Annotated in this window: 20 protein-coding genes; 10 read left to right on the top strand and 10 right to left on the bottom strand. The window is 71.5% G+C overall.

Annotated features, from left to right (window positions below; translation table 11 throughout):
• Positions 1-47: 47 nt before the first annotated feature.
• Positions 48-998 carry an alpha/beta hydrolase gene (locus IEY82_RS20850; RefSeq protein WP_189125829.1) on the bottom strand — a complete coding sequence of 317 codons (951 nt, stop codon included), beginning with the start codon at positions 996-998 and terminating at the stop codon, positions 48-50.
• A gap of 131 nt (positions 999-1,129) precedes the next feature.
• Positions 1,130-2,767, bottom strand: coding sequence for a flavin-containing monooxygenase (locus IEY82_RS20845; RefSeq protein WP_189125828.1), 1,638 nt, complete (start codon positions 2,765-2,767; stop codon positions 1,130-1,132).
• Positions 2,768-3,162: 395 nt separating this feature from the next.
• Between IEY82_RS20845 and IEY82_RS20840 the strand changes: the two genes are divergently transcribed.
• A complete protein-coding gene (locus IEY82_RS20840; RefSeq protein WP_189125827.1) occupies positions 3,163-3,819 on the top strand; it encodes a GntR family transcriptional regulator in 657 nt (218 codons plus the stop codon).
• 118 nt (positions 3,820-3,937) lie between these two features.
• The gene (locus IEY82_RS20835) at positions 3,938-4,711 is read left to right on the top strand and encodes an NIPSNAP family protein (protein WP_225263449.1); all 774 of its coding nucleotides are present in this window, start codon (positions 3,938-3,940) and stop codon (positions 4,709-4,711) included.
• 24 nt (positions 4,712-4,735) lie between these two features.
• Here IEY82_RS20835 and IEY82_RS20830 read toward each other — a convergent pair whose 3' ends face one another.
• Positions 4,736-6,889: an acetate--CoA ligase family protein gene (locus IEY82_RS20830; RefSeq protein ID WP_189125826.1), complete on the bottom strand. Its 2,154-nt coding sequence runs from the start codon at positions 6,887-6,889 to the stop codon at positions 4,736-4,738.
• A gap of 73 nt (positions 6,890-6,962) precedes the next feature.
• On the opposite strand from IEY82_RS20830, the gene IEY82_RS20825 reads away from it, so the two are divergent.
• Genes IEY82_RS20825 through IEY82_RS20815 form a run of 3 tightly spaced genes read left to right on the top strand, consistent with a single transcriptional unit; the run spans position 6,963 to position 12,134 of the window.
• A complete protein-coding gene (locus IEY82_RS20825; protein WP_189125825.1) occupies positions 6,963-7,796 on the top strand; it encodes an SDR family NAD(P)-dependent oxidoreductase in 834 nt (277 codons plus the stop codon).
• Positions 7,793-9,889, top strand: coding sequence for a hydantoinase/oxoprolinase family protein (locus tag IEY82_RS20820; RefSeq protein ID WP_189125824.1), 2,097 nt, complete (start codon positions 7,793-7,795; stop codon positions 9,887-9,889). Before IEY82_RS20825 ends, IEY82_RS20820 begins: the two co-directional genes overlap by 4 nt.
• Positions 9,890-9,917: 28 nt before the next feature.
• Entirely contained in the window at positions 9,918-12,134 is a 2,217-nt protein-coding gene (locus IEY82_RS20815; protein WP_189125823.1) for a hydantoinase B/oxoprolinase family protein, read from the top strand.
• A gap of 49 nt (positions 12,135-12,183) precedes the next feature.
• On the opposite strand, the gene IEY82_RS20810 is transcribed toward IEY82_RS20815, so the two are convergent.
• Entirely contained in the window at positions 12,184-13,410 is a 1,227-nt protein-coding gene (locus tag IEY82_RS20810; protein ID WP_189125822.1) for a CaiB/BaiF CoA transferase family protein, read from the bottom strand.
• Positions 13,411-13,518: 108 nt separating this feature from the next.
• On the opposite strand from IEY82_RS20810, the gene IEY82_RS20805 reads away from it, so the two are divergent.
• The 3 genes from IEY82_RS20805 to IEY82_RS20795 are packed head-to-tail and all read left to right on the top strand — an operon-like array spanning position 13,519 to position 16,425.
• Positions 13,519-14,364 carry an ABC transporter ATP-binding protein gene (locus IEY82_RS20805; protein ID WP_189125821.1) on the top strand — a complete coding sequence of 282 codons (846 nt, stop codon included), beginning with the start codon at positions 13,519-13,521 and terminating at the stop codon, positions 14,362-14,364.
• Between the two features lie 5 nt (positions 14,365-14,369).
• On the top strand, positions 14,370-15,200 hold the full coding sequence (locus IEY82_RS20800) for an ABC transporter permease (RefSeq protein ID WP_225263469.1): 831 nt from the start codon (positions 14,370-14,372) through the stop codon (positions 15,198-15,200).
• A 58-nt stretch (positions 15,201-15,258) separates the two neighbouring features.
• Positions 15,259-16,425, top strand: coding sequence for an ABC transporter substrate-binding protein (locus tag IEY82_RS20795; RefSeq protein ID WP_189125819.1), 1,167 nt, complete (start codon positions 15,259-15,261; stop codon positions 16,423-16,425).
• 49 nt (positions 16,426-16,474) lie between these two features.
• On the opposite strand, the gene IEY82_RS20790 is transcribed toward IEY82_RS20795, so the two are convergent.
• The 6 genes from IEY82_RS20790 to IEY82_RS20765 all read right to left on the bottom strand — a co-directional run bounded on the left by IEY82_RS20790 (position 16,475) and on the right by IEY82_RS20765 (position 22,360).
• On the bottom strand, positions 16,475-17,167 hold the full coding sequence (locus tag IEY82_RS20790; protein WP_189125818.1) for a hypothetical protein: 693 nt from the start codon (positions 17,165-17,167) through the stop codon (positions 16,475-16,477).
• 226 nt (positions 17,168-17,393) lie between these two features.
• Positions 17,394-18,464: a hypothetical protein gene (locus IEY82_RS20785; RefSeq protein WP_189125817.1), complete on the bottom strand. Its 1,071-nt coding sequence runs from the start codon at positions 18,462-18,464 to the stop codon at positions 17,394-17,396.
• A gap of 113 nt (positions 18,465-18,577) precedes the next feature.
• Complete coding sequence (locus tag IEY82_RS20780) at positions 18,578-18,955, bottom strand: hypothetical protein (protein ID WP_189125816.1); 378 nt, start codon at positions 18,953-18,955, stop codon at positions 18,578-18,580.
• A gap of 425 nt (positions 18,956-19,380) precedes the next feature.
• The gene (locus tag IEY82_RS20775; RefSeq protein WP_189125815.1) at positions 19,381-20,172 is read right to left on the bottom strand and encodes an SAM-dependent methyltransferase; all 792 of its coding nucleotides are present in this window, start codon (positions 20,170-20,172) and stop codon (positions 19,381-19,383) included.
• Between the two features lie 143 nt (positions 20,173-20,315).
• Entirely contained in the window at positions 20,316-21,101 is a 786-nt protein-coding gene (locus IEY82_RS20770) for a sigma 54 modulation/S30EA ribosomal C-terminal domain-containing protein (protein ID WP_189125814.1), read from the bottom strand.
• Positions 21,102-21,268: 167 nt separating this feature from the next.
• Entirely contained in the window at positions 21,269-22,360 is a 1,092-nt protein-coding gene (locus IEY82_RS20765) for an acyl-CoA dehydrogenase family protein (protein WP_225263447.1), read from the bottom strand.
• A gap of 45 nt (positions 22,361-22,405) precedes the next feature.
• On the opposite strand from IEY82_RS20765, the gene IEY82_RS20760 reads away from it, so the two are divergent.
• Positions 22,406-23,584, top strand: coding sequence for an acyl-CoA dehydrogenase family protein (locus IEY82_RS20760; protein ID WP_189125813.1), 1,179 nt, complete (start codon positions 22,406-22,408; stop codon positions 23,582-23,584).
• A gap of 13 nt (positions 23,585-23,597) precedes the next feature.
• Positions 23,598-24,497 (top strand): LLM class F420-dependent oxidoreductase, encoded by a 900-nt coding sequence (locus IEY82_RS20755; protein ID WP_225263445.1) that lies wholly within the window; start codon positions 23,598-23,600, stop codon positions 24,495-24,497.
• Positions 24,498-24,553 lie beyond the last annotated feature (56 nt).

The raw sequence follows: 24,553 nt of genomic DNA, 5'->3' as shown, positions 1-24,553 counted from the left end.
CGTGGGCGGCATCTCACCTCACCCACGGCACCGGACGCCCCACCCGATCAGGCGAGAGCGCGCTTGAGGGCGTCGATGCGCCGGGCCCAGATGCGCCTGGACAGCGCCGCCTCGGCCGCGAACGTCTCGGAGGCGTGGTAGCTGCCCGGGTTGACGTGCAACTCGGTCGGGATGCCCGCCTGCATGAGCCGCTGCGCGAACGCGATGTCCTCGTCGCGGAACAGGTCGACGGTGCCGACGTCGATGAAGGCCGGAGGCAGGCCCGACAGGTCCTCGGCGCGGGTGGGCGCCGCGTACTGGTCGGGGTCCTTGCCGCCGAGATACCAGGCCCAGGCTTCGATGTTGCCGGCCCGGTCCCAGATGCCGACGTCGGTGATCTCGTGGCTCGACGGGGTCTCGTTCCGATCGTCGATCATCGGGTAGATCGGCATCATGAAGGTGAGCGCCGGCCCGCCTCGGTCGCGCGCCAGGAGCGCGGTGCCGATGGTCAGCCCGCCGCCGGCGCTGGCGCCGTAGATCGCCAGCCGGCCCGGGTCGATGCCCAGGTCGGCCGCGTTCTTCGCGGTCCACACCAGCCCGGCGTAGCAGTCCTCGACCGGGGCGGGGTGGGGGTGCTCGGGGGCCAGGCGATACTCGACCGAGACCACCACGGCGCCGACCTGGTCGCAGATCATCGTGGCGTTGGCGTCCTCGCCGTCGACGTCGCCGAGGATCATGCCGCCGCCGTGGATGTAGTAGATGCCGGGCAGCGTGCCGGACGCGCCGACCGGCCGGTAGATCCGCAGCATGATGTCGGGTTCGCCGTCAGGGCCGGGGACGGTGCGGTCCTCCTTGGTGACGTTGGGGTTGTCGGGCACGTCGAGGGCGGCCATCATGCCCTGGACGGTGGCTCGGCGCTGGACGATGTCGGGGATGGCGTTGAATCCGCCGGGCAGCATGCCGAGCAGCGCGTCCAGGGGAGTGCGGCTCTCGGGGTCGATCAGGTCAAGACGGGACATGGAGTCCTCCAGAGGGGGGCATGGATCCGGGTGCTCGTGGGGTGCCGCGTGGGGGGGGCGGTGGTCGCCTTCAGCGTCACCGGGTGACCGCCCCGCGGCAAGGGGCGATCACCACCGGGGAGGCCGGGCGGTCAGGTGGAGAGGGCGAAACCCTTGTAGCCCTGGGCGGCGACCTCGTCACACGTCTTGCGGTACTCTCCGACACCGCCGGCGTACGGCATGAAGACCTGTGGCTTGCCCGGGACGTTGGCGCCCATGTACCAGGAGTTCGCCTTGGGATAGAGGGTGGCGCCGGCGATGAGGTTGACGTGGTCCACCCAGGCGTCCTGGGCCTCCTCGGTGGGCTCGATCGTCCTGAGGCCCTGCCGGTCGAGGTGCTCGATCGCGTCGATCACCCAGTCGACGTGCTGTTCGATCGAGACGACCATGTTCGAGAGCACCGACGGGCTGCCCGGTCCGGTGATCATGAACAGGTTCGGGTAGCCGGCGGAGCCGATCCCGAGATACGTGCGGGGACCGGCGCTCCACGCCTCCTTGAGCGAGGCGCCGCCCCGGCCGCGGATGTCGACGTTCGTCAGCGCCCCGGTCATGGCGTCGAATCCGGTCGCGTAGACGATCGCGTCGAACGCGTACTCCTCGTCGGAGGTGCGGACGCCCCGGTCGGTGATCTCCACGAGCGGGGTGCGCCGCAGGTTGACCAGCCGCACGTGGGGGCGGTTGAAGGTCTCGTAGTAGTCGGTGTCCAGGCACGGGCGCTTGGTGCCGACCGGGTACTCCGGGCAGAGGTCGGCGGCCGTGCGCGGGTCTGCGACGATCTGGTGGATCTTGCGGTGGATGAACCGCTTCGCCGTGTCGTTGGCCGCCTGGTCGATGCTCAGGTCGTGGAACGCGGTCAGCAGGTTGACCAGGCTGCCGCTCTCCCAGGCCCGCTCGAAGGCGGCGTCGCGCTCCTCCTCGGAGACCTCGAGCGCGGACTTCTCCGGGATCGGTGTCGGGACGCCGAATCCGGACTCCCGCTGGGCCTGGCGGAAGGCCCGGTAGTTGGCCTTCATGTCGGCGATCTCGTCCGGGCGCAGTGTGCGGTTGCGGGCCGGCAGGCTGTAGGCGGGGGTGCGCTGGAAGACGGTGAGCTCGGCGGCCTGCTCGGCGATGACGGGAATCGACTGCACGCCGGAGGAGCCGGTGCCGATGAGCCCGACCCGCATGCCGGTGAAGTCGACGCCCTCGTGCGGCCAGTGCGCGGTGTGGTAGGTGGGGCCCTCGAACCGGTCGAGGCCGGGGATCTCCGGCAGCTTCGAGGACGACAGGCAGCCGGTGGCCATGACGAGGAAGCGGGCGGTGACCTCGTCCCCGTGCCCGGTGCGCACCAGCCACGTTTTGTCCTGCTCGTCGTAGGAGGCCGCGGTGACGCGCGTTTCGAAGAAGATGTCCCGGCGCAGGTCGAACCGGTCGGCGACGTGCCGCGCGTAGCTCAGGATCTCCGGCTGGGTGGGGTAGCGCTCCTGCCATTCGTACTCCTGCTCCAGTTCCTCGGAGAACGAGTAGGAGTAGGCCAGGCTCTCCACGTCCACCCGGGCGCCCGGGTAGCGGTTCCAGTACCAGGTGCCGCCGACGTCGCCGCCCGCCTCGAACACGATCGCGGACAGGTTCAGCTCGCGGAGTCTGTGCAGCAGGTACATCCCGGAGAAGCCCGCGCCGACGACGGCGACATCGACGGAGGAGGGCACGGTGCGCGAGTCGGGTTGCGGGGCGTGGCTGGGTGCGGACATTCGTCCTCCTGGGGCGGTGGAGTCATGCGTCGGTGGTGCCGCGCGGACGCGGCGGTCTCACGGCGCCACCCGGCCGTGAGGATCGCGGGGCATGGCCCCGCGGCGGGGGCGGGAGAGTGCCCTCGGGGGGGGGTGAGCCGTCGTCTGGAGATCTGGCCCCTGTCGCGCGACACGGAGTGCCGGGAGGGTGGGGCGGGCGCCCTGCAACCGCGGTGATCAGGGCGAACATCACGCACATGTCATCTGAGTGCCATGAATGTAAAATGCATTCTGCATTACGTCAACAGCTCCGGCTCCCGCGTTGTGAACGATCCTCGCCTCCGGGCGGGGCGGACCATGCCGGTCAAGAACTCGTAGGATGGCCGCGTCAGATTCCTCCGAGCGAGGGCGTCGCCATGTCCTTTGCGGTACCGCTGACGCGGAAAGAAGCGGTGCTGCGGCAGCTGCGCGAGGAGATCATCACCGGTCTGCTGAAACCGGGCGCGTTGATCAAGGACGCGGAGATCGCGGCCCGGCTAGGCGTGAGCATCACCCCGGTACGCGAAGCGATCACCCAGCTCGCCGCCGAGGGGCTGATCGACATCTCGCCCAACCGGACCCGCCAGGTCACCCAGGTGACCCAGAAGAGCGCGCTCGAGCTGATCGACGTGATGATGGTGCTGGCCTGCGCCGGTTTCGAGTGGGGCGTGGACAACATCACCGACGAGCACCTCGCCGCCCTGCGCGTCAAACTCGACGAGTTCGCCGACGGGCTGCGGCAGGGCAACGCGACGGTCGCCGCCGCCGCCGGGGCCGACTTCAGCACGGTGGTCATCCTGGCGAGCGGCAACCGCGAGCTGCAGACCCATGTCGACCTGGTGGTGACCCGGACCCTGCGGGTGCTGGCCCTCACCGCCGAGAGCGACGTGTGGAAGGTCTGGCTGGAGGGCTACCGCGAGACTCTCCAGCTCCTCGAACGGGGCGACCGCCAAGGGGCCGTAGAGCGCTACCGGCAGATCTACCGCGACTACCGGCGGCGGGTGGCGGCCCTGCTGTTCGACGGGGATCGCTGACGCTCCCGGCCCGCCCGATCAGGGCCCCGCCGATCTCCGGATCGCCGAAGTGGTGCAGGGTGGAGCCCGTCACGCGGCCGGTCACGGACCGGCCCTGACACCGCGGACGGCGGCCGAGGTGAGCCGTCGCCCACGAGGGTCTGGAGGTCCCCCCATCAACGACAAGATCTACATCCACGAGTTCATCACCATCACCAGGCACAACCGGGCCCGGTACATGCAGCACATGACCGCCAACTTCAGCCCGATCGCGCAGGAGGAGCGCCACCAGCTCTGCTACGGCGTGTGGGGCATCGTGGGCTCGACCGCGTGGTGGCCCGGCGTGGTGAACCTGTGGGAGGAAGACGGATTCGCCGGGCTGGCGTCCTCGTTCCGCCACGAACTGAGTCATCCGGCCCTGCAGGATCCCAAGCTCGAGTCCTGGTGGGCGGCCGCCGCCGACATGCGCTCCGGCGGCGTCGACCGGCTGCTGCTGCCGGCGCCGTGGACGCGTACGATCGAGCAGCTGTGCGCCGACGGTGTGCGCGGCGAGGTGTACGCGCACGAGCAGATCACGGTGCCGCCCGGCCAGGCGGCCGACTTCCTGGAGCGGGTCCGCGAGGAGGCCGTCCCCTACTACGGACGGTTCGGCTGGGTGCTCGCGGGCGCGTGGCGGACCGCGCTCGGCGACGATTCGGAGTGCTTCCTGCTGTGGGCGGTGCCCGATCTCGAACGGTGGGCCGAGTTCGAGGCGGCCTACGACGCCGACCGGGCCACCGGCGGGTGGAAGGCCCGCCTGCGGGCGTCGGCCAGGTCGTTCCAGCGGATCCTGCTGGCCGACGCCCCGCTGTCCCCGATGCGGATCGGCCGCCAGCCCGGCCGCGCCGACCGCGCCGGCGACTGGGCGGAGTAGCGACGGAGGCCGGCGCGCTCGGGGTCAGGCCGGGATCACGAGCGCGTCGACCGCCACCACGCCGTGCCCGCGCGGACGCACCAGCAGCGGGTTGATGTCGAGCTCCCGCACCTGGTCGCCCAGCTCCAGGGCCAGCGTCTGCAGTCGCATCACCGTGTCGGCGAGCGCGTCGAGGTCGCCCGCCGGTCGTCCGCGCACGCCACCGAGCACCGCCGTCGCCCGGGTCTCCCCGATCATGCGCAGCGCCTCGGACCGGGAGTACGGCGGCACCCGGAACGACACGTCGGCCATGACCTCGGTGAACACACCGCCCAGGCCGAACGTGACGGTCGGGCCGAAGGGCGGCTGGTGGCTGACGCCGAGGATGATCTCGGCCACGGCGTCGGTGACCTGGGGCTGCACCACGACGCCGGTCAACCGCAGGCCCGGCACCGCGCCGGCGTCGGCGACGATCCGCGCGTAGGCCTCGCGGACCTGGGCGGGGTCGCCGACTCCCACGCGCACCAGCCCGAGGTCGGACTTGTGGGCCAGGTCGGTGGCCAGCGCCTTGAGGACGACCGGGTAGCCGAACCGGTCCGCCGCCTCGACCGCCTCGTCCGCCGACGCGGCGACCGCCTCCTCCACCACCGGGATGCCGTACTCGCGCAGCAACCGCTTGGCCGCCACCTCGTCCAGGGCGGAACCGGCGCCGGGGCCGGAGCCGAGCAGCCGCCTCGCGTCGGCGGCGGCGGCGGAATCCTCGCGCGGCACGTCGGCGAACGGGCTGCGATAGTCGCGGTGCAGCGCCCAGAAGTCCGCCATCGCCCGGATGCCGCGGACAGCGGTGCGGAACGAGTGGAACACCGGGATGCCCGCCTCGCAGAGAGCCCGGTGATCGGCGTCGCGGATCGGCGACGTCCAGGCGACCACGATCGGTTTGCCGCCCTGGGCGTGCAGCGCGATGAGGTCACGCGTGATCGCGTCGCTCATCCCGGGGAACACGCCGGTGATCGGCGCGAGCAGGACGTCGGTGTTGGCGTCCTCCATCAGCGCTTCGAGCACCTTGCGGCCCTCGGGACGGGCCGTCGCCACGCCACCGGTGTCGACCGGGTTGTCGATGTGCAGGTAGCCCGGCAGCAGGGTGCGCAGCCGCGCGAGGGTGCGCTCCTCCAGCCGTGGCAGGGGCAGACCGGCCATGCCGCACAGGTCCGCCACATGCGAGCCCGTCCCTCCGGACATGACGCACAACGCGACGCGGTCGCCGGCGAGGGGCGGTGTGTGGCAGAACGCGCCCGAGATCTCGATGGCCTCGTCGATGTCGTCCACCCGGATGACGCCGGAGTGGCGGAACACGGCGTCCTGCACGGCGTCGGGGCCGGTGAGGTGCCCGGTGTGCGCTTGGGCCATCGTCCGGCCCTGGCTGGTCCGCCCGACCTTGATGCACACGATCGGCACGCCGGCCCGCACGGCCTCGTCCGCCGCCAGGCGCATGGTGCGGCCGTCGACGAACCCCTCCACGTACGCGGCGATCGCGCCGACGCCCGGAGTCCGCGCGAAGCAGGCGGCGAAGTCGGCGAACTCGAGGTCCACCTCGTTGCCGAGGGTCGCCCAGGCGTGGATGCCGATGCCGAGCTCCTGGCCCTGCACGATCGGGCGGCCCTGGTTGCCGGACTGGGTGACCACGGCCAGCTTGCGGCCGGGCAGCCCGTCCCGCCACGGTTCGATGAGGTTGAGGTTGGTGTTCGGCCCGATGATCCGCATCGGGCCGCGCGCGATCTCCTCCAGCCGTTCCTGCGCGGCCTGCCCCTCGGCCGTGCCCAGCTCGGAGAAGCCGGCGGCGAAGACGTACGCGAACCGCACGCCCTTCTCGACGCACTCGGCCAGTACCGGGAGCGGGTCGCGGACCAGCACGATGGCCACGTCGACGGCTTCGGGGATGTCCAGGACGCTGCGGTACGCGGGCACCCCGCCGATGGCGGACTTGGTGGGATGAACGGGGTGGACCGCTCGGGTCCCTCGTGCCAGCAGGCGTTCGCGGGCCTGGTTCCACTGGGCCCGCTGTGGGCTGCCCTCGGTGTCGGTCGCGCCGATGACCGCGACGGTCTCGGGAGCGAACAGTGACTGCCAGTCGATGGTGCGCAGGGCCAGCGGACGCCCGCTGACGTCCAGCGCGTCTCCGGTGTCGCCACGTGATGTCATGCCCGGACTCTAGCTTGAAAGATAGTTAATATGTATAAGATTGAATGACAGTGCTCCAGTCTGGGAGGCAACCGTGGATCTTGGTGAGAAAGCGGTGCTGGTGGTCGGTGTGGCCAGGCCACCCGGCCTGGGCCGGGCCGTGGCGGTGAGGCTCGCGCGATCCGGCGCCCGGCTGGTTCTCGCCGACGCGATCGGGCCGGTCGCCGGCGACACCGGCACCGGCCTGGCAGGCGCCGGCACCCTGCGTGACGTCGCCGACGAGGTGGCCGCGATCAGCGGGCGGGCCGTCCCGGCACTGGAGGTCGACCCGACGGACCCCGCGTCCGTGACGGAGCTCGTCGAGTCGGCCGTGGCCGAACTCGGCCGCCTCGACGCCTGCTGCTCCTTCGTCGGCGCCACCGGGCAGGGGCAGGGCGACGGGCCGCTCACCGAGGTGGATCCGGTCGCCTGGCAGCGCGGGCTGACCTGGAACCTCACCGCCACCTGGCTGATCGCGCGGGCCTGCGTGCCCGCCCTGACCGCGGCCGGCGGCGGGTCGATCGTCAGCCTCTCCTCGTACGCCGGACTCACCCCCGTGCCCGGCGCCGGCGTGGTCGGTGTCGCCCGCGCGGCGGTCAACCACCTCACCGCCGTGCTCGCCCGCGAGCTGGGGCCGCTCGGCATCCGCTGCAACACCGTCTGCCCGCTCGGCGTGGACCCGGGCGACCCGAGATTCCCCAATCCCGGGCTGGCCAAGCTCGCCGAACGCGAGGGGATCCCGCTGGCCGACTGGCTCGCCCGCACCATCCCGCTCGGACGCGGCCAGTCGGCCGACGAGCTCGCCGCCGCGGTGGAGTTCCTGGTCTCCGACGCCGCCTCGTTCGTCAGCGGGGTGAACCTGCCGGTCGCCGGTGGGGCCCCGGCATGACGGCCGGATCCGTCCGCGCCCTCATCGGCGTCGACACCGGCGGCACCTTCACCGACACCGTCGTCACCCTCTCCGACGGGCGACTGGGCGTGGGCAAGGCGCTCAGCACGCCCGGCCGCGTCGAACAGGGAGTGCTCGACTCGATCACCCGCGCCGCGGCCGCGCTCGACCTCACCCTGCCGGACCTGCTGCGGCGCACCGCGATCCTCACACACGGCACGACGGTCGGGCTCAACGCCCTGCTCACCGGCACCGGAGCCAGGGTCGGCCTGCTCACCACCGCCGGCTTCGAGTCGACCCTGCCGATCGCCAAGGCGAACAAGACCCACGGCCTGGACGAGCTCGACCTCGGCATGCCGACCCGCTGGCGCAAGCCCGACCCGCTCGTGGCCCGCGCCGACATCGCCGGCGTGGCCGAGCGGATCGACGTCACCGGCACGGTCGTCCGGCCGCTGGACGAGGACCAGGCCCGCGCCGCGATCCGCCGGCTCGCCGCACGCGGCGTCGGAGCCGTGGCCGTCTCGCTGCTCTGGTCACCGGTGAACGCCGAGCACGAGCGGCGGCTGGTCGCGCTCGTCGGAGAGGAGATGCCGGGCGTGCACGTCTCCTCCTCGGCCGCCATCGCGCCGGTCGTGGGAGAGTACGAACGCACCTCCACCGCCGTGCTCGACGCCTACCTCGCGCCCGCCGTCGGCACCTACCTGAGCGCCCTGCGGGAACGGCTGCGGGAGCAGGGCTTCGGCGGAGTCCTGATGATCCTCCGCACCGGAGGCGGAGCAGAGCCGGTGGAGCACACCCTGCGGGCCCCGGTCAACACCCTGCGCTCCGGCCCGGTGGCCGGGCTGGCCGCCACCGCCGGCCTGGCGAGGACACTGGGCCGGCCCAACGTCATCGCCACCGACGTCGGCGGGACCAGCTTCGACGTCGGGCTCATCATCGACGGCCGGACGCAGCGCGCGACCCGGCCGATGGTGCACCGGCACGCCCTGGCCATCCCCGTGGTCGAGGTGGAGTCGATCGGCACCGGCGGCGGCAGCCTGGCCTGGCTCGACCACGGGCTCGGCACCCTGCGGGTCGGCCCGCGCAGCGCCGGAGCCGACCCGGGACCCGCCTGCTACGGCCGGGGCGGGACCCGGCCCACGCTCACCGACGCCTCGGCCGCGCTCGGCTACATCGACCGGCTCGGCAACGCGGTCGAGCTGGACGTGGCGGCGGCACGGGCCGCCATCCGCGAGCACATCGCAGACCCGCTCGGGATCAGCGTGGTGGCCGCGGCCGAGGGGATCGTCCGGATCGCCGCCGACCAGATGCGCGACCTCATCCGCCGCACCACCGTCCAGCGGGGCCACGACCCGTCGGCGTTCGCTCTCGTCGCCTTCGGCGGGGCGGGCCCGCAGTACGCGAGCTGGTACGCGGACGAGCTGGGCGTGCTCGACGTCGTCGTCCCTGACCTGGCCGCGGAACTGTCGGCGTACGGAGCCGTCTCCAGCGACCTGAACATCGGCGCGGAGAGAGGTGTCGTCCCCACGCCGCTGGACCGGGCGGGCCCCCTCATCGAGGCCACGCTGGCGGAGCTCGCCGGGGAACTCGACGCGAGCCTGTCCGCCGAGGTGGACGACGTCGTGGCGGCGTCCGGCCGGGGCCGGATCACGCACCGGACCGTCGCCCTGCGCTTCTACCGGCAGCAACGCAGCATCGAGCTCGCCGTGGAGGCGGCCGCCGGCCCGGCCGAGCTCGCCCGCCTGGACGCGACCTTCCGCGAACGCTACGAGGATCTGGTCGGCCCCGGGTCGGCCGACGCGCGCTCGGTGGTGGAGGTGGTCAGCGTCCGGGTGGACCTCACGGTCGCGGTGCCGGTGCCGCCCCCGGTCCTCCGCAAGCCCGGCGAGGCCGAGCCGACCGGCGCGCGACCGGCCTGGTTCGGTGGCGTCGAGCACCGCTGCGCCGTCCACGACTGGCGGCGGCTGCCGGCCGACGCGCGGATCGAGGGTCCCGCGTTCATCGAGTCGGAGCAGACCACCGTGGTGGTGCCACCCCTGCGGCAGGCGCGCATGGACCCCAGTGGACACCTCCACCTCGGCCACCTTGGCTGACTACCTGGCTGACGCCGGAAGGACGACGATGGTTGACGAGATCACTTTCGAGGTGCTCCGGCATCGGCTCGACGCGATCAACGACGACGCCGCCTCGATCCTGGCCCGGCTCTCCGGCTCCCAGCTCGCGGCCGAGGCACGCGACCTCAACACGGTGATCATGGCGCCCGACGGCAGGGTGGTCTGCTGCGGCCGGTACGTGCTCGCCCAGGTCGTCTCGATGCACCTGGTGGTGCGCGACATCCTGGCGCAGTACACCGACAATCCCGGCATCGGGCCCGGCGACCAGTTCGTGACGAATGACCCGTACGTCGGGACGCTGCACCAGCCCGACGTCGTCGTCGTGGCGCCGATCATCGTCGAGGGCCGGATGGTGGGGTGGTGCGGTTCGACCGTGCACCAGCCCGACGTCGGCGGCCCCAATCCGGGCGGCATCACCTACGACGCCAGGTCGATCTTCGACGAGGCGGTCCCGATGCCGCCGGTCCGGATCGTCGAGGCGGGCCGGATGCGCCGCGACATCGAGCGGGAGTATCTCGCCCGCTCGCGCACGGCGGAGCTGAACCGGCTGGACCTGCTCGGCCAGGTGGCGGCCAACCGCAGCGTCGTCGAGCAGGTGGAGCGGCTCTGCGCCCAGTACGGCGCCGAAACGGTCGGCGCGGTGATGGACCGCCTCCTGGAGCGGACCGAACTGCTGCTGCGGGAACGGCTGCGCGCGCTGCCGGACGGACGGTGGCGCCACGTGAGCCATGTGGAGTACCGGCCGCACGGCAGCGCGCCCGGCGAGCCCGAAGCCGTCTACGCGGTCCGGCTCACCATGACCAAGCGGGGCGACGACCTCGAACTGGACTTCACCGGCAGCGATCCCCAGGCCCCCGGCGCCATCAACGCCGCCTACCCGGCGCTGGCCAACTTCGCGATCGGCAGCGTGCTGATCTACCTGTGCGGAGGGCTTCCGTGGGTGCCCGGAGGCGTCTGGCCGGTGGTGCGGATCCTCAGCCGTGAGGGCACGGTCGTACACGCCAAGTGGCCCGCCGGCGTGGCGATGAGCACCGCCGCCACCTGCCAGGCGATCCGGGTGTCGGTCAACTCCTGCGTCGCCCGGATGCTGGAGACGTCCGAGGAGTTCGCGCCCCTGGTGATGGCGAGCTGTCAGGCCGCCGGCGGCGGTGGGGGAACGGTGCACGGCCTGCGCGCCGACGGCACCGCGTACGCCACCATGACCCTGGACGAGATCACCGGCGGTGGCGGGGCGACCTGGCTCGGTGACGGTGCCGACTCCTCGGGCTACACCACGTCGCCGGGGGCGTCCTGCGCCAACGTGGAGGTCAACGAGGCCTACCTGCCGCTGCTGTACGAGCGGCGGGTGGAACTGGCCGACACGGCAGGCCCCGGAAGGCACCGCGGCGGCGCCGGCACTCTGCACGCCCTGAGCCCGTACGGGACCGGGACGCCGATGACGATGATGTCGTTCGGGCAGGGGCTCCAGCACCCGCTGGCCGCCGGGGTGTGCGGGGGAGAGTTCGGCGGGCAGAGCGTCGTCGCGGTGACGCCGCGTACCGGCACGGACGACCTCGCGGTGGCGCAAGGACTTCCGGCGTCGGAGGGCTGGAGCCTTCCGATGCCGTCGTCCACGATCCAGATCGGCGCCGGCGACGTGCTGATCTCCGTGTCACAGGGCGGCGGCGGGCTCGGCGACCCGCTGGAGCGCGAGCCGTCGGCGGTCCTGGACGACGTCGTGAACGGTCTGGTCTCAGTGGCCGGCGCCCGGCGTGACTACGGCGTCGTCATCACCAATGCCTCGGAGGACTCACCTGTCTCAGCAGACGAGGCGGCCACGGAGCGGCTGCGCGCCGAGCGGCGGCGGCTGAGGATCGGCCGCTCACCGGCGCCCCGGGCGACCGGCGGTAGGGCGGGGCGCCGCCTGTCCGCGGCCCTGGACCTGCTTCCCGCGTCCTCCGCGTCCGCCGGGACTGCCGTGTCCGGACGGAATCAGCGGGAGCGGGACGGGGTCGTGGCCTGTGCCAGGTGCGCCACCGTCCTGTGCGGCGCGCACGAGAACGTGCACGAGCACCTGGTCGCCGACGATGTGTCGCCCGCGGGACGCAGCCCGCTCGGCGCCGTCTACGCCGGCGGGGAACGGTTCGTGGTGCGGCACTTCTACTGCCCGGCGTGCGCCGCGCAGATCGACGTGCAGGTCTGCCGAGTCGGCGACCCGGTGCTGGCGGCGATCGAGGTGCTCTGACCTCGGCCGCCTGCACCGTACGTGCTACACGCCCGTGCGCGTGATGGTGCTAACCGAGGACGCCCGACTCGCGCAGGGCGGTCAGTTCGCCGGCGCTCACGCCCAGCTCGCCCAGCACCTCGTCGGTGTGCAGGCCGGGCGTGGCCGCCGGCGCCGGCCGCGCCATCTCCTCGCCGGTCAGGTGCACCGGCAGGGGCAGCAGGTCGGCGCCGTACTCCTGGGCGGGCAGCCACGCCGTCCGGGCGGCGAAGTGGGGGTCGGCGGGCAGCGTGGCGGGCGAGTTGACCGGCGCGATCGGCACGTCGGCGGTGAGGCCGACCTCGACCCAGTCGGCGGTGGACCGGGTCAGGAAGACCTCGGTGAGCTCGGCCCGCAGCCGGTGGTCGCCGAGCGCGTGGTCGGCGACCTCCTCGCCGTCGCGGTCACCGAGCAGGTCGGTCCGGCCGACCGCCCGGCAGAACCGTTCCCAGAACTTGCGCTCGCTCGCCATGAACAGCACGTGGCCGTCGGAGCTGCGGTAGACCTGGTAGCGCACGCTGTCGCCCATCCCCGCGGTGCCGGGTTCGCGGCGCACGCCGCCGTCGGCGGGGTTGCCGGTCACCTCCGTCTCGGGCCGCAGGTGCGCCCGGTGCCCCTCGATCGTGAGCCAGTCCACCGCGGCCGCGGCCTCGCACTGCGCGATGTCGATCGCGCAGCCCTGCCCGGTCCGGCCCGCGCGCAGGGTCGCTGCCAGGATCGCACTCGCGGCCAGCAGCGGCGCCACCCGGGTGCCGAGCGGCACGTTCAGCTCGGCCGAGGAGAAGCCCTGCTCGGTGGTGCCGAGGCGGAGCCCGCCGGCCCACGCGTCGAACGCGACGCCGTGCGCGGCGAGGTCGGCGTACGGTCCGGTGGTGCCGTAGCCGGACACCGTGCACCAGACCAGCGCCGGGTGGCGCTCGCGCATCGCGCCGGGGCCGAGCCCGCGCCGGGTGAGGACGCCGGGGCGCATCCCCTCGATCACGATGTCGCTCGCCCCGATGAGGCGTTCGGCCACGCGGGCCCCCTCGGGCCGCTGGATGTCGATGGTGACGCTGCGCTTGCCGCGGCCGAGGTGATGGTGCATGAGGGACACGCCCTGGACGAACGGCCAGCCGACCTTGCGGATGTAGTCGCCCTCGCCGGGACGTTCGACCTTCACCACGTCGGCGCCGAGGTCGGCCAGCACGGTGCCGACGCCTCCCGCTTCGAGGAGGGCGAACTCCACGACCCGGACACCGTCCAGCAGGCGCACCGCCATTTTGACTCCTGATCGTTGACTTGAACTCACAAGATTACTATCTTCTATATAATAACAAGATAGCTTGGACGAGTCACCTCCGCAGACGACGGACCGTCAGGGAGACCCATGGATCACATCGGCCAGCTCACCCCTTCAGGTGCACCTGGCGAGGGGCCGCCGGCGGCGCCCCGCATCACCGTCCGGGAGGCGTCCCGATCCTTCGTGACCACCGGGCGTTCGGCCGTCCACGCGCTGGGGCCGGTCGACCTGTCCATCGGCGACGACGAGTTCCTCTGTGTGGTGGGCCCGTCGGGTTGCGGCAAATCGACCCTTCTGAAGATCATCGCTGGGCTGCTCGCGCCCTCCGCGGGAGAGGTGGCGATCGAGGTGTCCGGCGATCACCGCATCCCGATCGCCATGGTCTTCCAGGACTACGGGATCTATCCCTGGAAGACGGTGCGGGCCAACGTGGAGCTCGGCCTGCGGCTCAGCGGCCGTCCGACCGCCGATCGGCGCGAGATCGTGGACGACTGGCTGGCCCGCCTCGGACTGACCGACTTCGCGGACGTCTACCCCGGAGCTCTCTCCGGTGGCATGCGCCAGCGGGTCTCCATCGCCCGCGCGCTGGCCATCGATCCCGAGGTCCTGCTGATGGACGAGCCGTTCGCGGCCCTCGACGCCCAGTTGCGCGAGGTGCTGCAGGACGAACTGCTGGCGATCTGGCAGGCCCGCCGGCGCACGGTGGTGTTCGTGACGCACAGCCTTGAGGAGGCACTGCTGCTCGGTGACCGCGTCGTCGTGATGAGCGCGCGCCCCGGCCGCGTCATCGCCGACATCCACGTGCCGTTCGAACGCCCCCGGTCCAGCGCGATCCGTACCGACGCCCTCTTCGCCAAGTTACGCGGCGAGCTGTGGACGAGCCTGCACTCGGAGGTCGTCGCCCAGTTCGACGCGGGAAAGGACCGGCCTTGAGCACCGTGCTGACCCGGCGTCCCGGAGTCGCCGAACTGCATCCGGTGCGCACCCGGCGCCGCTGGAGCGCCACCAAGATCGCGCTCGGGATCTCCGTGCCGGTGCTGTTCGTGGCGGTGTGGCAGCTCAGCGCCGTCCTCGAATGGGTCGACCCGTTCCTCTACCCGCCGCCGAGCCGGCTCGTCCCGGGCATCGCCGCGCTGTGGGAGGACGGCCGGCTGGTGGAGGCCACCGTCACCAGCGTGCGCCGCGTCATCCTCGGATACCTGCTGGGCGCCGTCACCGGGCTGGTGGTCGGCTTCCTGATGGGCATGTCGCGGGTGCTGCGCGCGGCGTTCGAACCGTTCTCCTGGGCGTGGTACACGGTGCCCAAGCTGGCCCTGCTGCCCATCTTCCTGACCATCTTCGGCTTCGGTGACACGTCGGTGGTCGTTCTGATCGCGATGACAGTGTACTTCTTCGTCTGGATCTCGGTCATGTCGGCGGTCATGGCGGTGCCCACCGGCTACCGCGAGGCGGCCCTGATGCTGCGCGCCAACCGGTGGGAGATGTTCCGTCACGTGCTGCTCCCGGCCGCGTTGCCGGAGATCTTCGTCGGCCTGCGGATCGCCGCGGGGGTCTCCGTCCTCATGCTCGTCGGCATCGAGTTCGTGATCAGCGACCAGGGCCTCGGCTACCTCATCGAGCAGGGCCGCACCCTGCTGCTGCTCGAACAGAGCTACGTCGGCATCGTGCTCGTCGCCGCCATCGGCTACCTCTTCGCCCTGCTGGTGAAGCTCGTCGGGCGCCTGTTCATCCGGTGGGCGGCCGACGACAACGCGATCATCCCGTCCTGACCGGCGACGCGCCCCTGCTGCCCGGTCCTGCCTTCACGCCCCCCAACTGGAGGAACCTGTGTCGAGATTACGTGTCCTGGCCGCGGCGCTGGGAGTCGGGGCGTTGCTGCTCTCGACGGCCGCCTGCGCCGCTGACGACGAGCCGGTGGCGGCCCGCGCCGATCTGGGCGCCGTCGTGCCCGTCGAGGGCTGCGGGGCGGACTCGTACGTCGATCCCGCCGACCTGAGCCCGACCCGGAGGGTCGCGCGGTGCGCGGCGAACAGCCCCGCCCCCCAGCCGCTGAAGGAGCCCGCCACCATCCGGATGACGGCCGCGTCGAGGTCCAGCAGCCTCGCGCCGATCTTCGTCGGGATGGAGCTGGGCGAGTTCGAGAAGGAGAACCTGAAGGTCGAGTTCTCGGTGCTGCCGTTCGCCGACGCGATGCCGCAACTGGCCGCCGGCCGGGTCGACATCTCCTACGGGGGCACCGAGGCCGGCCTGTTCAACGCGGTGAACCAGGGCCTGGCCATCAAGTGGGTCCTGGGCAACTTCATCGAGCCTAAGTCGGCCGACCTGTCCCAGCCGCAGACCGGGCTCTGGGCCCGCCGCGACATCTTCTCCGACCCGCAGAACCCGAAACTGGCCGAACTGAAGGGCAAGACCCTCGGCTCCACCGTGGGGGCCGCCTCGGCCATCGCCTACCCGATGAACAAGGCGCTGACCGAGGCGGGCACCTCGCTGCAGGACATGCAGATCAAGCAGCTTCCGCCGACGGACCTGATGCCGGCCCTGGCCAACAAGGCCATCGACACCGCGTGGCTGCTGGACCCGTACTGGCTGACCGCCGCCAGCAGCCCGGACAAGTACGTGCTGGTCGGCGGGCAGGCGCCCGGCGAGCCGCTCGGCGGCTTCTACACCGGCAAGTCGATGCTGGAGGAGCGGCCGGAGGTGCTCCAGGCGTTCGTCCGCGCCTACATCCGGACCATCAACACCCACCTGGACGGCGACTACATCAAGAAGGAGAACGTGCTGGCCGCCATCGTGGCCGGCACCCAGCAGCCCCGCGAGTCGCTGACCCGCACCCCCGCGCTCACCTTCGACTGGGAGATCCGCAAGGGGACGGGCGAGGAGGAGCAGAAGGTGTTCATCGCCTTCAAGACGGTGAAGTACACGGAGATCCTGCCGGAGGATCGCTACGTGGACCGCTCCTTCTACGCCCGGGCCGTGGGTCACACCGGTTCGTAGCCGTCACCACGTCCCCGGCGGCAGGTGACGGGGCACCTGCCGCCGGGGATCACGCGGAAGAGCCGGCCGTGGCGGCCCGCGGGGCGGGAACCGGGTAGTACGCCATCCAGTCGTCGTCGCTCATGCGCAGCACCCGCACGCCCAGCGCGCCGAGCGCCAGCGCGGGCAGCGCCCACAGCGGGACCATCAGCGGGCCGTACGGGACGAACTGCGCGGCGAGCCCGCCGAGCGTGACGGTGAGCGGGATCCACCAGTGCGCCGCGCCGGCCCGCCACACGGCGATCATGAGCAGCGGGAGGCCGAGCAGCGCGAAGAAGGTCCACGGCAGCGTGAAGCCGAAGATCACGCCGGGCAGGTCGAGGACCTCGCCGGCCAGCCGCTGGGCCTCCTCGGCCGGGTAGCGCCGGCCGAACCACCACTCCACCGGGTCGGTGAGCAGCAGGGCGGACAGGTTGATGTAGCCGACGATCGTCATCGTGCCGGCGATGTGGCCGAGCACGACCGCCTTGCGGCGCACCAGGTGCAGCAGGCCGAACGCGGCGATCGCGGTGAGCACCCAGCTCCAGTGGTAGAGCACCGACTGCAGCTGGGCGAGCGCCGGGTTGTCACCGAAGCTGACCGCCTCGCGGTCGTCGCCCCAGGTGCCCGGGTCGACGATGACCGCGATCAGCTGGAGCGCCGGCGCGACGATCAGCAGGGAGCCGGTCGCGACGCGTCTGAAGCGGACCGAGTTGTTGAGCATGCGGGGGCCTCCTGGCCGGCCGAGGGGCACTGTCCGGCTGGATGTTAGGCAGCGCTCCCGCCCGGCCGCGTCCGCCGCCGGGCTGATCCCCCGTCAGCCGCTGAGCTGACCCCGCGCGAGCCGTCGTCCGCGACGGACCTCCGCGTACCTCGTTCGTGCACCCGACACAGGCAGGACGACCAGGAATGGACGACCAGGAATGGACGACCAGGAATGAGCGCCTGGGTCAGCGGAGGGTCAGTACGGGGTGCCACGTCGCGTCCGAACCGCCGTCCTCGCGATAGGACGACAGCCGGGTGACTTCCCTGCCGTCCACACTGACCAGTACGAGGGCGTTGCGGAATTCGTTCGCACACCTGTCTTCGCAGCCGAGGGCGATCAGATGCTCGTCGTCGGCCCATGCGAGCAACTCGAGAACGGGTTGGGTTCCGGCTTCGAGGCCGGAGGCTCTGTCGATGACCTTGGTCGGCATTCCCGCGGGTCCCGCCAGCAGCTTTCCGTTCGGTGACAGCCCGGCTCGCCCTGCCTTGTCCTCCGACAGCTCAACGTGGCCGCTGGGCATGGCACGGGCCTCGCCGTCCAGGTCGAAGGAGAGTGCGTCGTTGGTTTCGCCGGTGATGAGGTTGGGCGAAGCCCAGCGGAAGTCATTTCGCGGATGCGCCGCCTGCTTGTCGCCTCGTGGCACTGGATTGAACCGCGCCGTCATCGTGGTCGCGTCCACGATGAAGAACCCGCTACGTGGACTCACGCCTTTCGTCCCGTAGCGCGTATTGGCGTTCACGAACTCGATCTCGTCGGGGTGCCGGTCATAGCTGGTGGCCAGGATGTTCTTTCCGTCGGGCGACCAGGTCGCACTCGCGGCCCCTTGTGGGAGATCGATCCAGGAGAGCACTTTGCGGGTGGACAGGTCGAGAACACCGAGCCGCTTCGACGGAAGTTCTCCCTCCAGAACGGCGGCCTTCTGTAGTCCTGGGGCGACGTCCACCCATGACCATTGCGTCTGTTCGTACGTGTCGTTTAGCGGACTGTATACAAACCATGTGCGGGTCAACCGCTTGACAGTCGTGTTGAGCGTTCCCCGGCTTACTTTGTGCTCCGCCTTGCCGACCTCCTGCCAGGAGCCTGTCCAGTAGGCGGACATCGCCACGCGTCCGGCGGCGATGAGGCTGCGAGGAGGGTCGTTGCCCATGTCGGTGCGCACATCGTCGTGGGGCGCCGCGCCCGTAGCCGCACGTGTGCCGGTCGCCTGCGAGTCGGGGGAGATGCCGGATACCAGCGTCACGGCGCCCGCGGTCATCACGGCGATCGTTGCGACCAGGGCGAGTGGAGCGAGGATGTTCCTCCTCCGCCTGCTGGATTCGCGGTGGGGCGCCTCGGGTAATTTCTCAGATCGCACGCCTCTGCTGCCTCTCAGCTCGCCGTGTAGGTGCCTTGGACGGGATTTTCCTGAGAACCGTAGTTGCCGTTCTGGCGCCAGGCTCTGAGAGTGTAGATGGTTCCAGGAAAGGGAGCCGCAAACCACGCGCTCTCGCCTGTGCATCCATTGTTGGCGCCGTCCGTGTCAAAGACTTCCGTATAGCCGTCGGAAGAGTCGATGGATGTTCCGGATCGCCTGCCGTCCGCATTCTTGTCGCAGGCTTCGATCGTATAGCCGACTTCGTCATAGCAGCCTAGGGCCCACGTGTTGCTCACGCAGCGTTCTATGGCGTGGGCAGGAGTGGAGGTCGCCATGATCGATGTGGCTGCGATCGAGATGGATAAGGCGCAGCTTTGCCAGCGTCGCAACACTTCTTCTCCCTGGGGCGATGGGCGTATCGCTGACCGGCAGAGCTGCGCTGGTCTGAAATACGCGTGGATCATCGCAGCCTAACTTGGGATCCAGGTCGCTGGAAGATCAAGTTGAGTTAAGGAGTGTGTGCGGACCGCATCTTTCCTGATATAGATTTATGAGGCTCTCCGGTACATGTTCTCCATGACATGGAGGGGGTTCTCGTGCGCCGAATGAGATTCACAGACAAACGGTGAGAGGTGGCGGAGCACTTTGTCCGCTGCATCCACGACCGCAGTCGTCGCAGGAAGGCCCGCGTCAGAGATTGACCAATGGGGGCAGGACCGTGTCCTGTGTCATCGAGCTGTCGCCGGTGGGCGCCCCCGTCCCGTCACCTGCAGCTTCCGTGAGTGGATCGGGGAGGACGCCGGGGCGTTCTTCCTGACTAGGGCTTGCGACCCACGCCCGCGTAGTAGACGGCCTCGCGGTCGGCGTAGAGCGTCTCCGGCGTGGGCCGCCAGCGCGGCAGCGCCACCACGCCCGGTTCCAGCAGCTCCAGCCCATCGAAGAAGCCGGTCAGCTCCTCGTGGGTGCGCAGCGTGATCGGGGCGCCGCCGCTCTCGTTCCAGCTGCGCACCCCCTTCTCCAGCTGCTTGCCGACCAGGCCGTGGGAGATGGCCAGGTGGCTGCCCGGGGCCATGGGCTCCATCAGCCGCTGGATGATCTCCTTGGGCCGGTCGCTGTCGGGCAGGAACTCCACCACGCCGAGCAGCACCAGCCCGATCGGCTGCGAGAAGTCCAGATGCGCGCCCGCCGCAGCGATGATCTTGTCGGGGTCGCGCAGGTCGCTGTCGACGAACCAGGTGTCGCCCTGCCCCGAGGTGCGCAGCAGCGCCCGCGCGTGGGCCAGCACCGCCGGGTCGTTGTCCACGTACACGACCTTGCAGTCGGCCGAGACCGACTGGGCGACCTGGTGGGTGTTGTCGGCCGTGGGGATCCCGGTGCCGACGTCGAGGAACTGCCGGACCCCCGCCTCCGCGGCCATGTGGCGCACCGCCCGGCCGAGGAACTCGCGGTTCGTCCTGGCCAGGATGGGCAGCTCGGGGACCGCCTGGAGGATCTGCGCGCTCACCACGCGGTCGATCTCGTAGTTGTCCTTGCCCCCCAGCCACAGGTCATAGATCCGGGCCGGACTCGGGATCTCGGTGTTCACACGGCTGAGCGGACCGTCGGTCATCGTCGTGCCTTCCTGAGGGGGGTACGCGACAGCCTAACGCGAGGAAGATCCGAAGTGTCAGTCTTCCATCCCGGAGCGGAGAGCGGAGAAGGCGCCGGGACCTCGGGGCGGAGGTCCCGGCGCCGCCCGGCGCGCGGCCCCGGTCAGCCGATCGTGATCAGCCCGTAGCCGTCGTCGTAGCGGTGGTAGATCAGCCGGCCGCGGCCGGTCTCCGCGTCGGCGAAGAACTCGAACGCCCGGCCGTTGACCTTCAGCCGGTCCACCGCCTCGGCGGTGGTCAGCCGGGGCGCCGGGCCGGGATCGACCGTGAGCGGCATCATCACCTCGCCGAGCGCCTCCGGCCGCGGCTCCACCTGGGCCAGCAGGTAGCCGTCACCGGCCCGGTACAGGACGCTGTCCTGCCCGCTGCCGGCCTCGGTGAACAGGTAGAAGTCGAAGTCGAGCTGCTCCATGTCGAAGGCGGCCTCCTCCGGCGTGGCGCGGTAGGCGCCCAGCGTCTTGTGCCGGACGATCTCCTGCTCGGCGTCCGGCCCGCGCCGCGGGCGCGGCAGGACCGGCAGCGAGGACTCCCGCTCTGGCCAGTGGCGCCCGCGCAGCTCCCCCCAGTGCCTGGCGGTGCGCCGCAACCGGGTGCGTACCCGATCCTCCAGCAGATCGAGCGCCTGGTACATGGACGAGCCCGCGGCCTGGGCGCGGATGAGGCGCCCGCTGACGTCGAGGTTGGCCTGTGCCGTGTACGGCCGCTTCACGTCGGGGGCGGCGGGGGCCGTCAGCTTGATCCGCGCGTGCAGCACGGGCTCGTGGGCCAGCCGGGCCAGCGCGGCGATGGCCTGCCGGGCGTGCTCGACGGCTCCCTGGCGGACCGGGCCGCGCCTCTCGACGCGAACGTCGGCGGGGTCTATGGCGACCGGCGTGTTCCGGCGTCTCATGTCGTGCCTCCTTCTGCCGTTCCGTGCGATCACAGCCAATCGCTGAGCCGCAGGTCGCGGGTAGAGGAGAAAGACCATGTCCAAAGGACCTCCGGCCCTAGGCGTTCCTCGGGTCCGCGCGGACCATGGAACGGGGCCGTACCCGTGGTGGCGTCCTCGGCGCCGGGTCAGCCGCCCAGGACGTGGGAGGCGAGGCGGGCGCGGTGCCAGGCGGCGTCGCCGAACAGCCTGGCGGCGGAGTGGGCCCGTTTGAAGTAGAGGTGGGCCTCGTGCTCCCAGGTGAAGCCGATGCCGCCGTGCAGCTGAATCGTCTCGGCGGTCACGGCGGAGAACGCCTCGGCGCAGTACGCCTGCGCGGTCGCGGCGCGTACGCCCAGGTCGGGAGCGTTCTCGGCGAGCGCGAGGGCGGCGTCGTGGCTGACGGAGCGGGCCGACTCGACCAGCACGTACAGGTCGGCCAGCCGGTGCTTGACCGCCTGGAACGAGCCGATCGGCCGGCCGAACTGCTCCCTGACCTTCACGTAGTCGAGCGTCATCTCCAGGCAGCGGGCGCTGCCGCCGAGCTGTTCGGCGCTGAGGGCGGTGGCGGCGACCGCGAGCAGCCGGTCGAGGACCCGGTGCCCGTCGGCGCCGATCAGCCGGGCCGGCGCCCCGTCGAACGTCACGCGCGCCTGCGGCCTGGTGCGGTCGAGCGTGGTCAGCGGCTCCACCTGCACGCCGGGAGCGGAGGGCTCGACGGTGTGGACGGCGAGGTCGCCGTCGGGCGTGAGGGCGGGCACGATGAGCAGGTCGGCACGCGCGCCGTCGAGCACGTGCTCCTTCACCCCGGTGAGCCGGCCGTCGCGCACCCGCGCCCGGATCGCCGCCGGGTCCCAGGTGCCGTTCTCCGCCCAGGCGACGGCGCCGACCCGGCTGCCGTCGGCGAGGCCGGGCAGGGGATCGGTGGCCCCGCAGGCGAGCAGTGCCTCGGTCGCGAGCACGGCGGAGCCGAGGTAGGGGAGCGTGGCCAGGGTGCGGCCCAGCTCCTCGCACACCACCTGGGTCTCGGCCGCCGTGCAGCCCGCCCCGCCGTGCTCCACGGGAACGGCCAGCCCGAAGGCCCCCACCTGGTCGGCGAGCAGCCGCCAGATGGTCTCGTCGTAGCCCGCTTCGGCGTCCGGCTCGGGCCGGGACGGGGGGTTGCGCGCGAGAAGGGCGCGCACGGTGCGCCGCAGCTCTTCCTGCTCGTCGGTGCTGATCACGTTCGTCCCAAGGGTCAACGGTCGGGATCCTTATTCTAACAACTGTTTGGTAGAGTGCCACCTGTGAACCGGAGCGAAACCTTCAGAGCCGAGGTACGCGCCTGGCTGGAGGACAACCTGTCGGGCGAGTTCGCCGGAGCCCGCGGGCTGGGCGGACCCGGCCGCGAGCACGAGGCGTTCGACGTCCGGCTGGCCTGGGAGCGGCACCTGGCGGCGGCCGGCTGGACCTGCCTGGGCTGGCCCGAGCAGTATGGCGGGCGAGGCGCGAGCGTCGAGGACCAGGTGGCCTTCCACGAGGAGTACGCCCTGGCCCGCGCGCCCGCCCGGGTCGGTCACATCGGCGAGAACCTGCTCGGCCCGACCATCATCGCGTTCGGCACCGACGAGCAGCGCCGGCGGTTCCTGCCGCCGATCGTGGACGTCGAGGAGCTGTGGTGTCAGGGCTACTCCGAGCCCGGCGCCGGCTCCGACCTGGCCGGCGTGCAGACCCGCGCCGAGTTCGACGGCGACCGGTGGCGCGTCAGCGGGCAGAAGGTGTGGACCTCCCTCGCCCTGGAGGCCGACTGGTGCTTCGTGATCTGCCGCACCGAGCCCGGCTCCACCCGCCACCACGGGCTGTCCTACCTGCTGGTGCCGATGCGCCAGGACGGCGTGGAGATCAGGCCGATCGTGCAGATGACCGGCACCAGTGAGTTCAACGAGGTCTTCTTCGACGACGCGGTGACCGACGCCGCCAACCTCGTCGGCGCGCCCGGCGACGGCTGGAAGATCGCCATGGCCACGCTCGGCTTCGAGCGCGGCGTGGCCACGCTCGGCCAGCAGGTGGGCTTCCGTCACGAGCTGGAGGCCGTCATCGAGGTCGCCCGGCGCACCGGCGCGATCGACGACCCGTTGCTGCGCGACCGGCTCGTCCGCTCCTGGATGGGCCTGCGGGTCATGCGGCTCAACGCGGTCCGCACCATGGCGGGCATCGCGGCGGGCGCGCCGGGGCCCGAGTCGTCCATCTCCAAGCTGGTCTGGGGCGTCTGGCACCGGGAGCTGGGCGAGCTGGCCATGGACGTGCTCGGCGCCGCCGGGATGATCGCCGACGGGCCGCCGTACGACCTGAGCGACGCGCAGCGGCTCTACCTGTTCTCCCGGTCCGACACGATCTACGCCGGCTCGAACGAGATCCAGCGCAACATCATCGCCGAGCGCGTGCTCGGGCTGCCCCGCGAGGCGCGTCCCGGGAGCGGGCGATGAAGAGGAGTAGGCGATGCAGGGGGAGCGGGCGATGAAATACGCGGTGCTGGCGCCGGTCGCCGCGAACACCACCGCCGACCCCGAGTGGATCGGCGGCTTCGCCCGGCACGCCGAGGCGTGCGGGTTCGAGTCCATCGTGGTGGTCGAGCACACCGTGGTCATGAGCAGATACTCCAGCGTCTACCCGTACGACCGGTCGGGGCGGATGGAGCTGGCCGACGACTGCGCCATCCCCGACCCGCTCGACCTGCTCGGCTTCCTGGCCGGCCGGACGACCCGGATCGGGCTGGCCACGGGCGTCCTGGTCCTGCCCAACCACCATCCCGTCGTCCTGGCCAAGCGCGCCGCCACCCTCGACGCGCTCTCCGGCGGACGGCTGCGCCTGGGCGTCGGCATGGGGTGGATGAAGGAGGAGATCGAGGCCTGCGGAACCGACTTCGCCACGCGCGGGCGGCGGGCCGACGAGCAGATCCGGGTGATGCGCGCCCTGTGGTCCGGTGAGTCGCCGGACGGGGTCAGCCACCACGGGGAGTTCTTCGGTTTCGACGGGGCCATGACGTACCCCAAGCCGGTGCGCGGCGCGGTGCCGATCCACATCGGCGGCCACAGCGTCGCGGCCGCGCGCCGCGCGGGCCTGCTCGGCGACGGCTTCCAGCCGCTCGGAGTGGCGGGGGAGGACCTACGGAGGCTGCTCGGCGAGATGCGCGCCGCGGCCGACCAGGCGGGACGCGATCCGCTCGCTCTCGAACTCACCCTCGGGCACCTCGTCTCCCGGATCACGCCTGAGAAGGCCGATGCCCTGGCCGCCCTCGGCGCGGACCGGATCCTGCTGTCGGGGACGCCGACGGCAGACCTGGCGGCTGCCATGGACGAGCTCTCCGCCTGTGCGGCCCGCCTCGGGCTGACGCCCTGATGGGCGCCGATCCCCGGCGGGCGCCGCCGCTCCGGTCGGCGACCCGGTCGGCGTCC

It is taken from the genome of Nonomuraea cavernae, from assembly GCF_014646355.1.
Lineage (GTDB): Bacteria > Actinomycetota > Actinomycetes > Streptosporangiales > Streptosporangiaceae > Nonomuraea > Nonomuraea cavernae.
Note: the sequence above shows the minus strand (reverse complement) of the source record. Positions and strands in the feature narration are given on the sequence as shown.

Bases quoted from the DNA above. Each gene is read 5' to 3' on its own strand.
- IEY82_RS20820 (WP_189125824.1), top strand. From the start codon at position 7,793: ATGACGGCCGGATCCGTCCGCGCCCTCATCGGCGTCGACACCGGCGGC.
- IEY82_RS20775 (WP_189125815.1), bottom strand. From the start codon at position 20,172: ATGACCGACGGTCCGCTCAGCCGTGTGAACACCGAGATCCCGAGTCCG.
- IEY82_RS20810 (WP_189125822.1), bottom strand. From the start codon at position 13,410: ATGGCGGTGCGCCTGCTGGACGGTGTCCGGGTCGTGGAGTTCGCCCTC.
- IEY82_RS20755 (WP_225263445.1), top strand. From the start codon at position 23,598: ATGCAGGGGGAGCGGGCGATGAAATACGCGGTGCTGGCGCCGGTCGCC.
- IEY82_RS20790 (WP_189125818.1), bottom strand. From the start codon at position 17,167: ATGCTCAACAACTCGGTCCGCTTCAGACGCGTCGCGACCGGCTCCCTG.
- IEY82_RS20845 (WP_189125828.1), bottom strand. From the start codon at position 2,767: ATGTCCGCACCCAGCCACGCCCCGCAACCCGACTCGCGCACCGTGCCC.
- IEY82_RS20785 (WP_189125817.1), bottom strand. From the start codon at position 18,464: ATGACCGCGGGCGCCGTGACGCTGGTATCCGGCATCTCCCCCGACTCG.
- IEY82_RS20850 (WP_189125829.1), bottom strand. From the start codon at position 998: ATGTCCCGTCTTGACCTGATCGACCCCGAGAGCCGCACTCCCCTGGAC.
- IEY82_RS20830 (WP_189125826.1), bottom strand. From the start codon at position 6,889: ATGACATCACGTGGCGACACCGGAGACGCGCTGGACGTCAGCGGGCGT.
- IEY82_RS20770 (WP_189125814.1), bottom strand. From the start codon at position 21,101: ATGAGACGCCGGAACACGCCGGTCGCCATAGACCCCGCCGACGTTCGC.
- IEY82_RS20815 (WP_189125823.1), top strand. From the start codon at position 9,918: ATGGTTGACGAGATCACTTTCGAGGTGCTCCGGCATCGGCTCGACGCG.
- IEY82_RS20840 (WP_189125827.1), top strand. From the start codon at position 3,163: ATGTCCTTTGCGGTACCGCTGACGCGGAAAGAAGCGGTGCTGCGGCAG.
- IEY82_RS20805 (WP_189125821.1), top strand. From the start codon at position 13,519: ATGGATCACATCGGCCAGCTCACCCCTTCAGGTGCACCTGGCGAGGGG.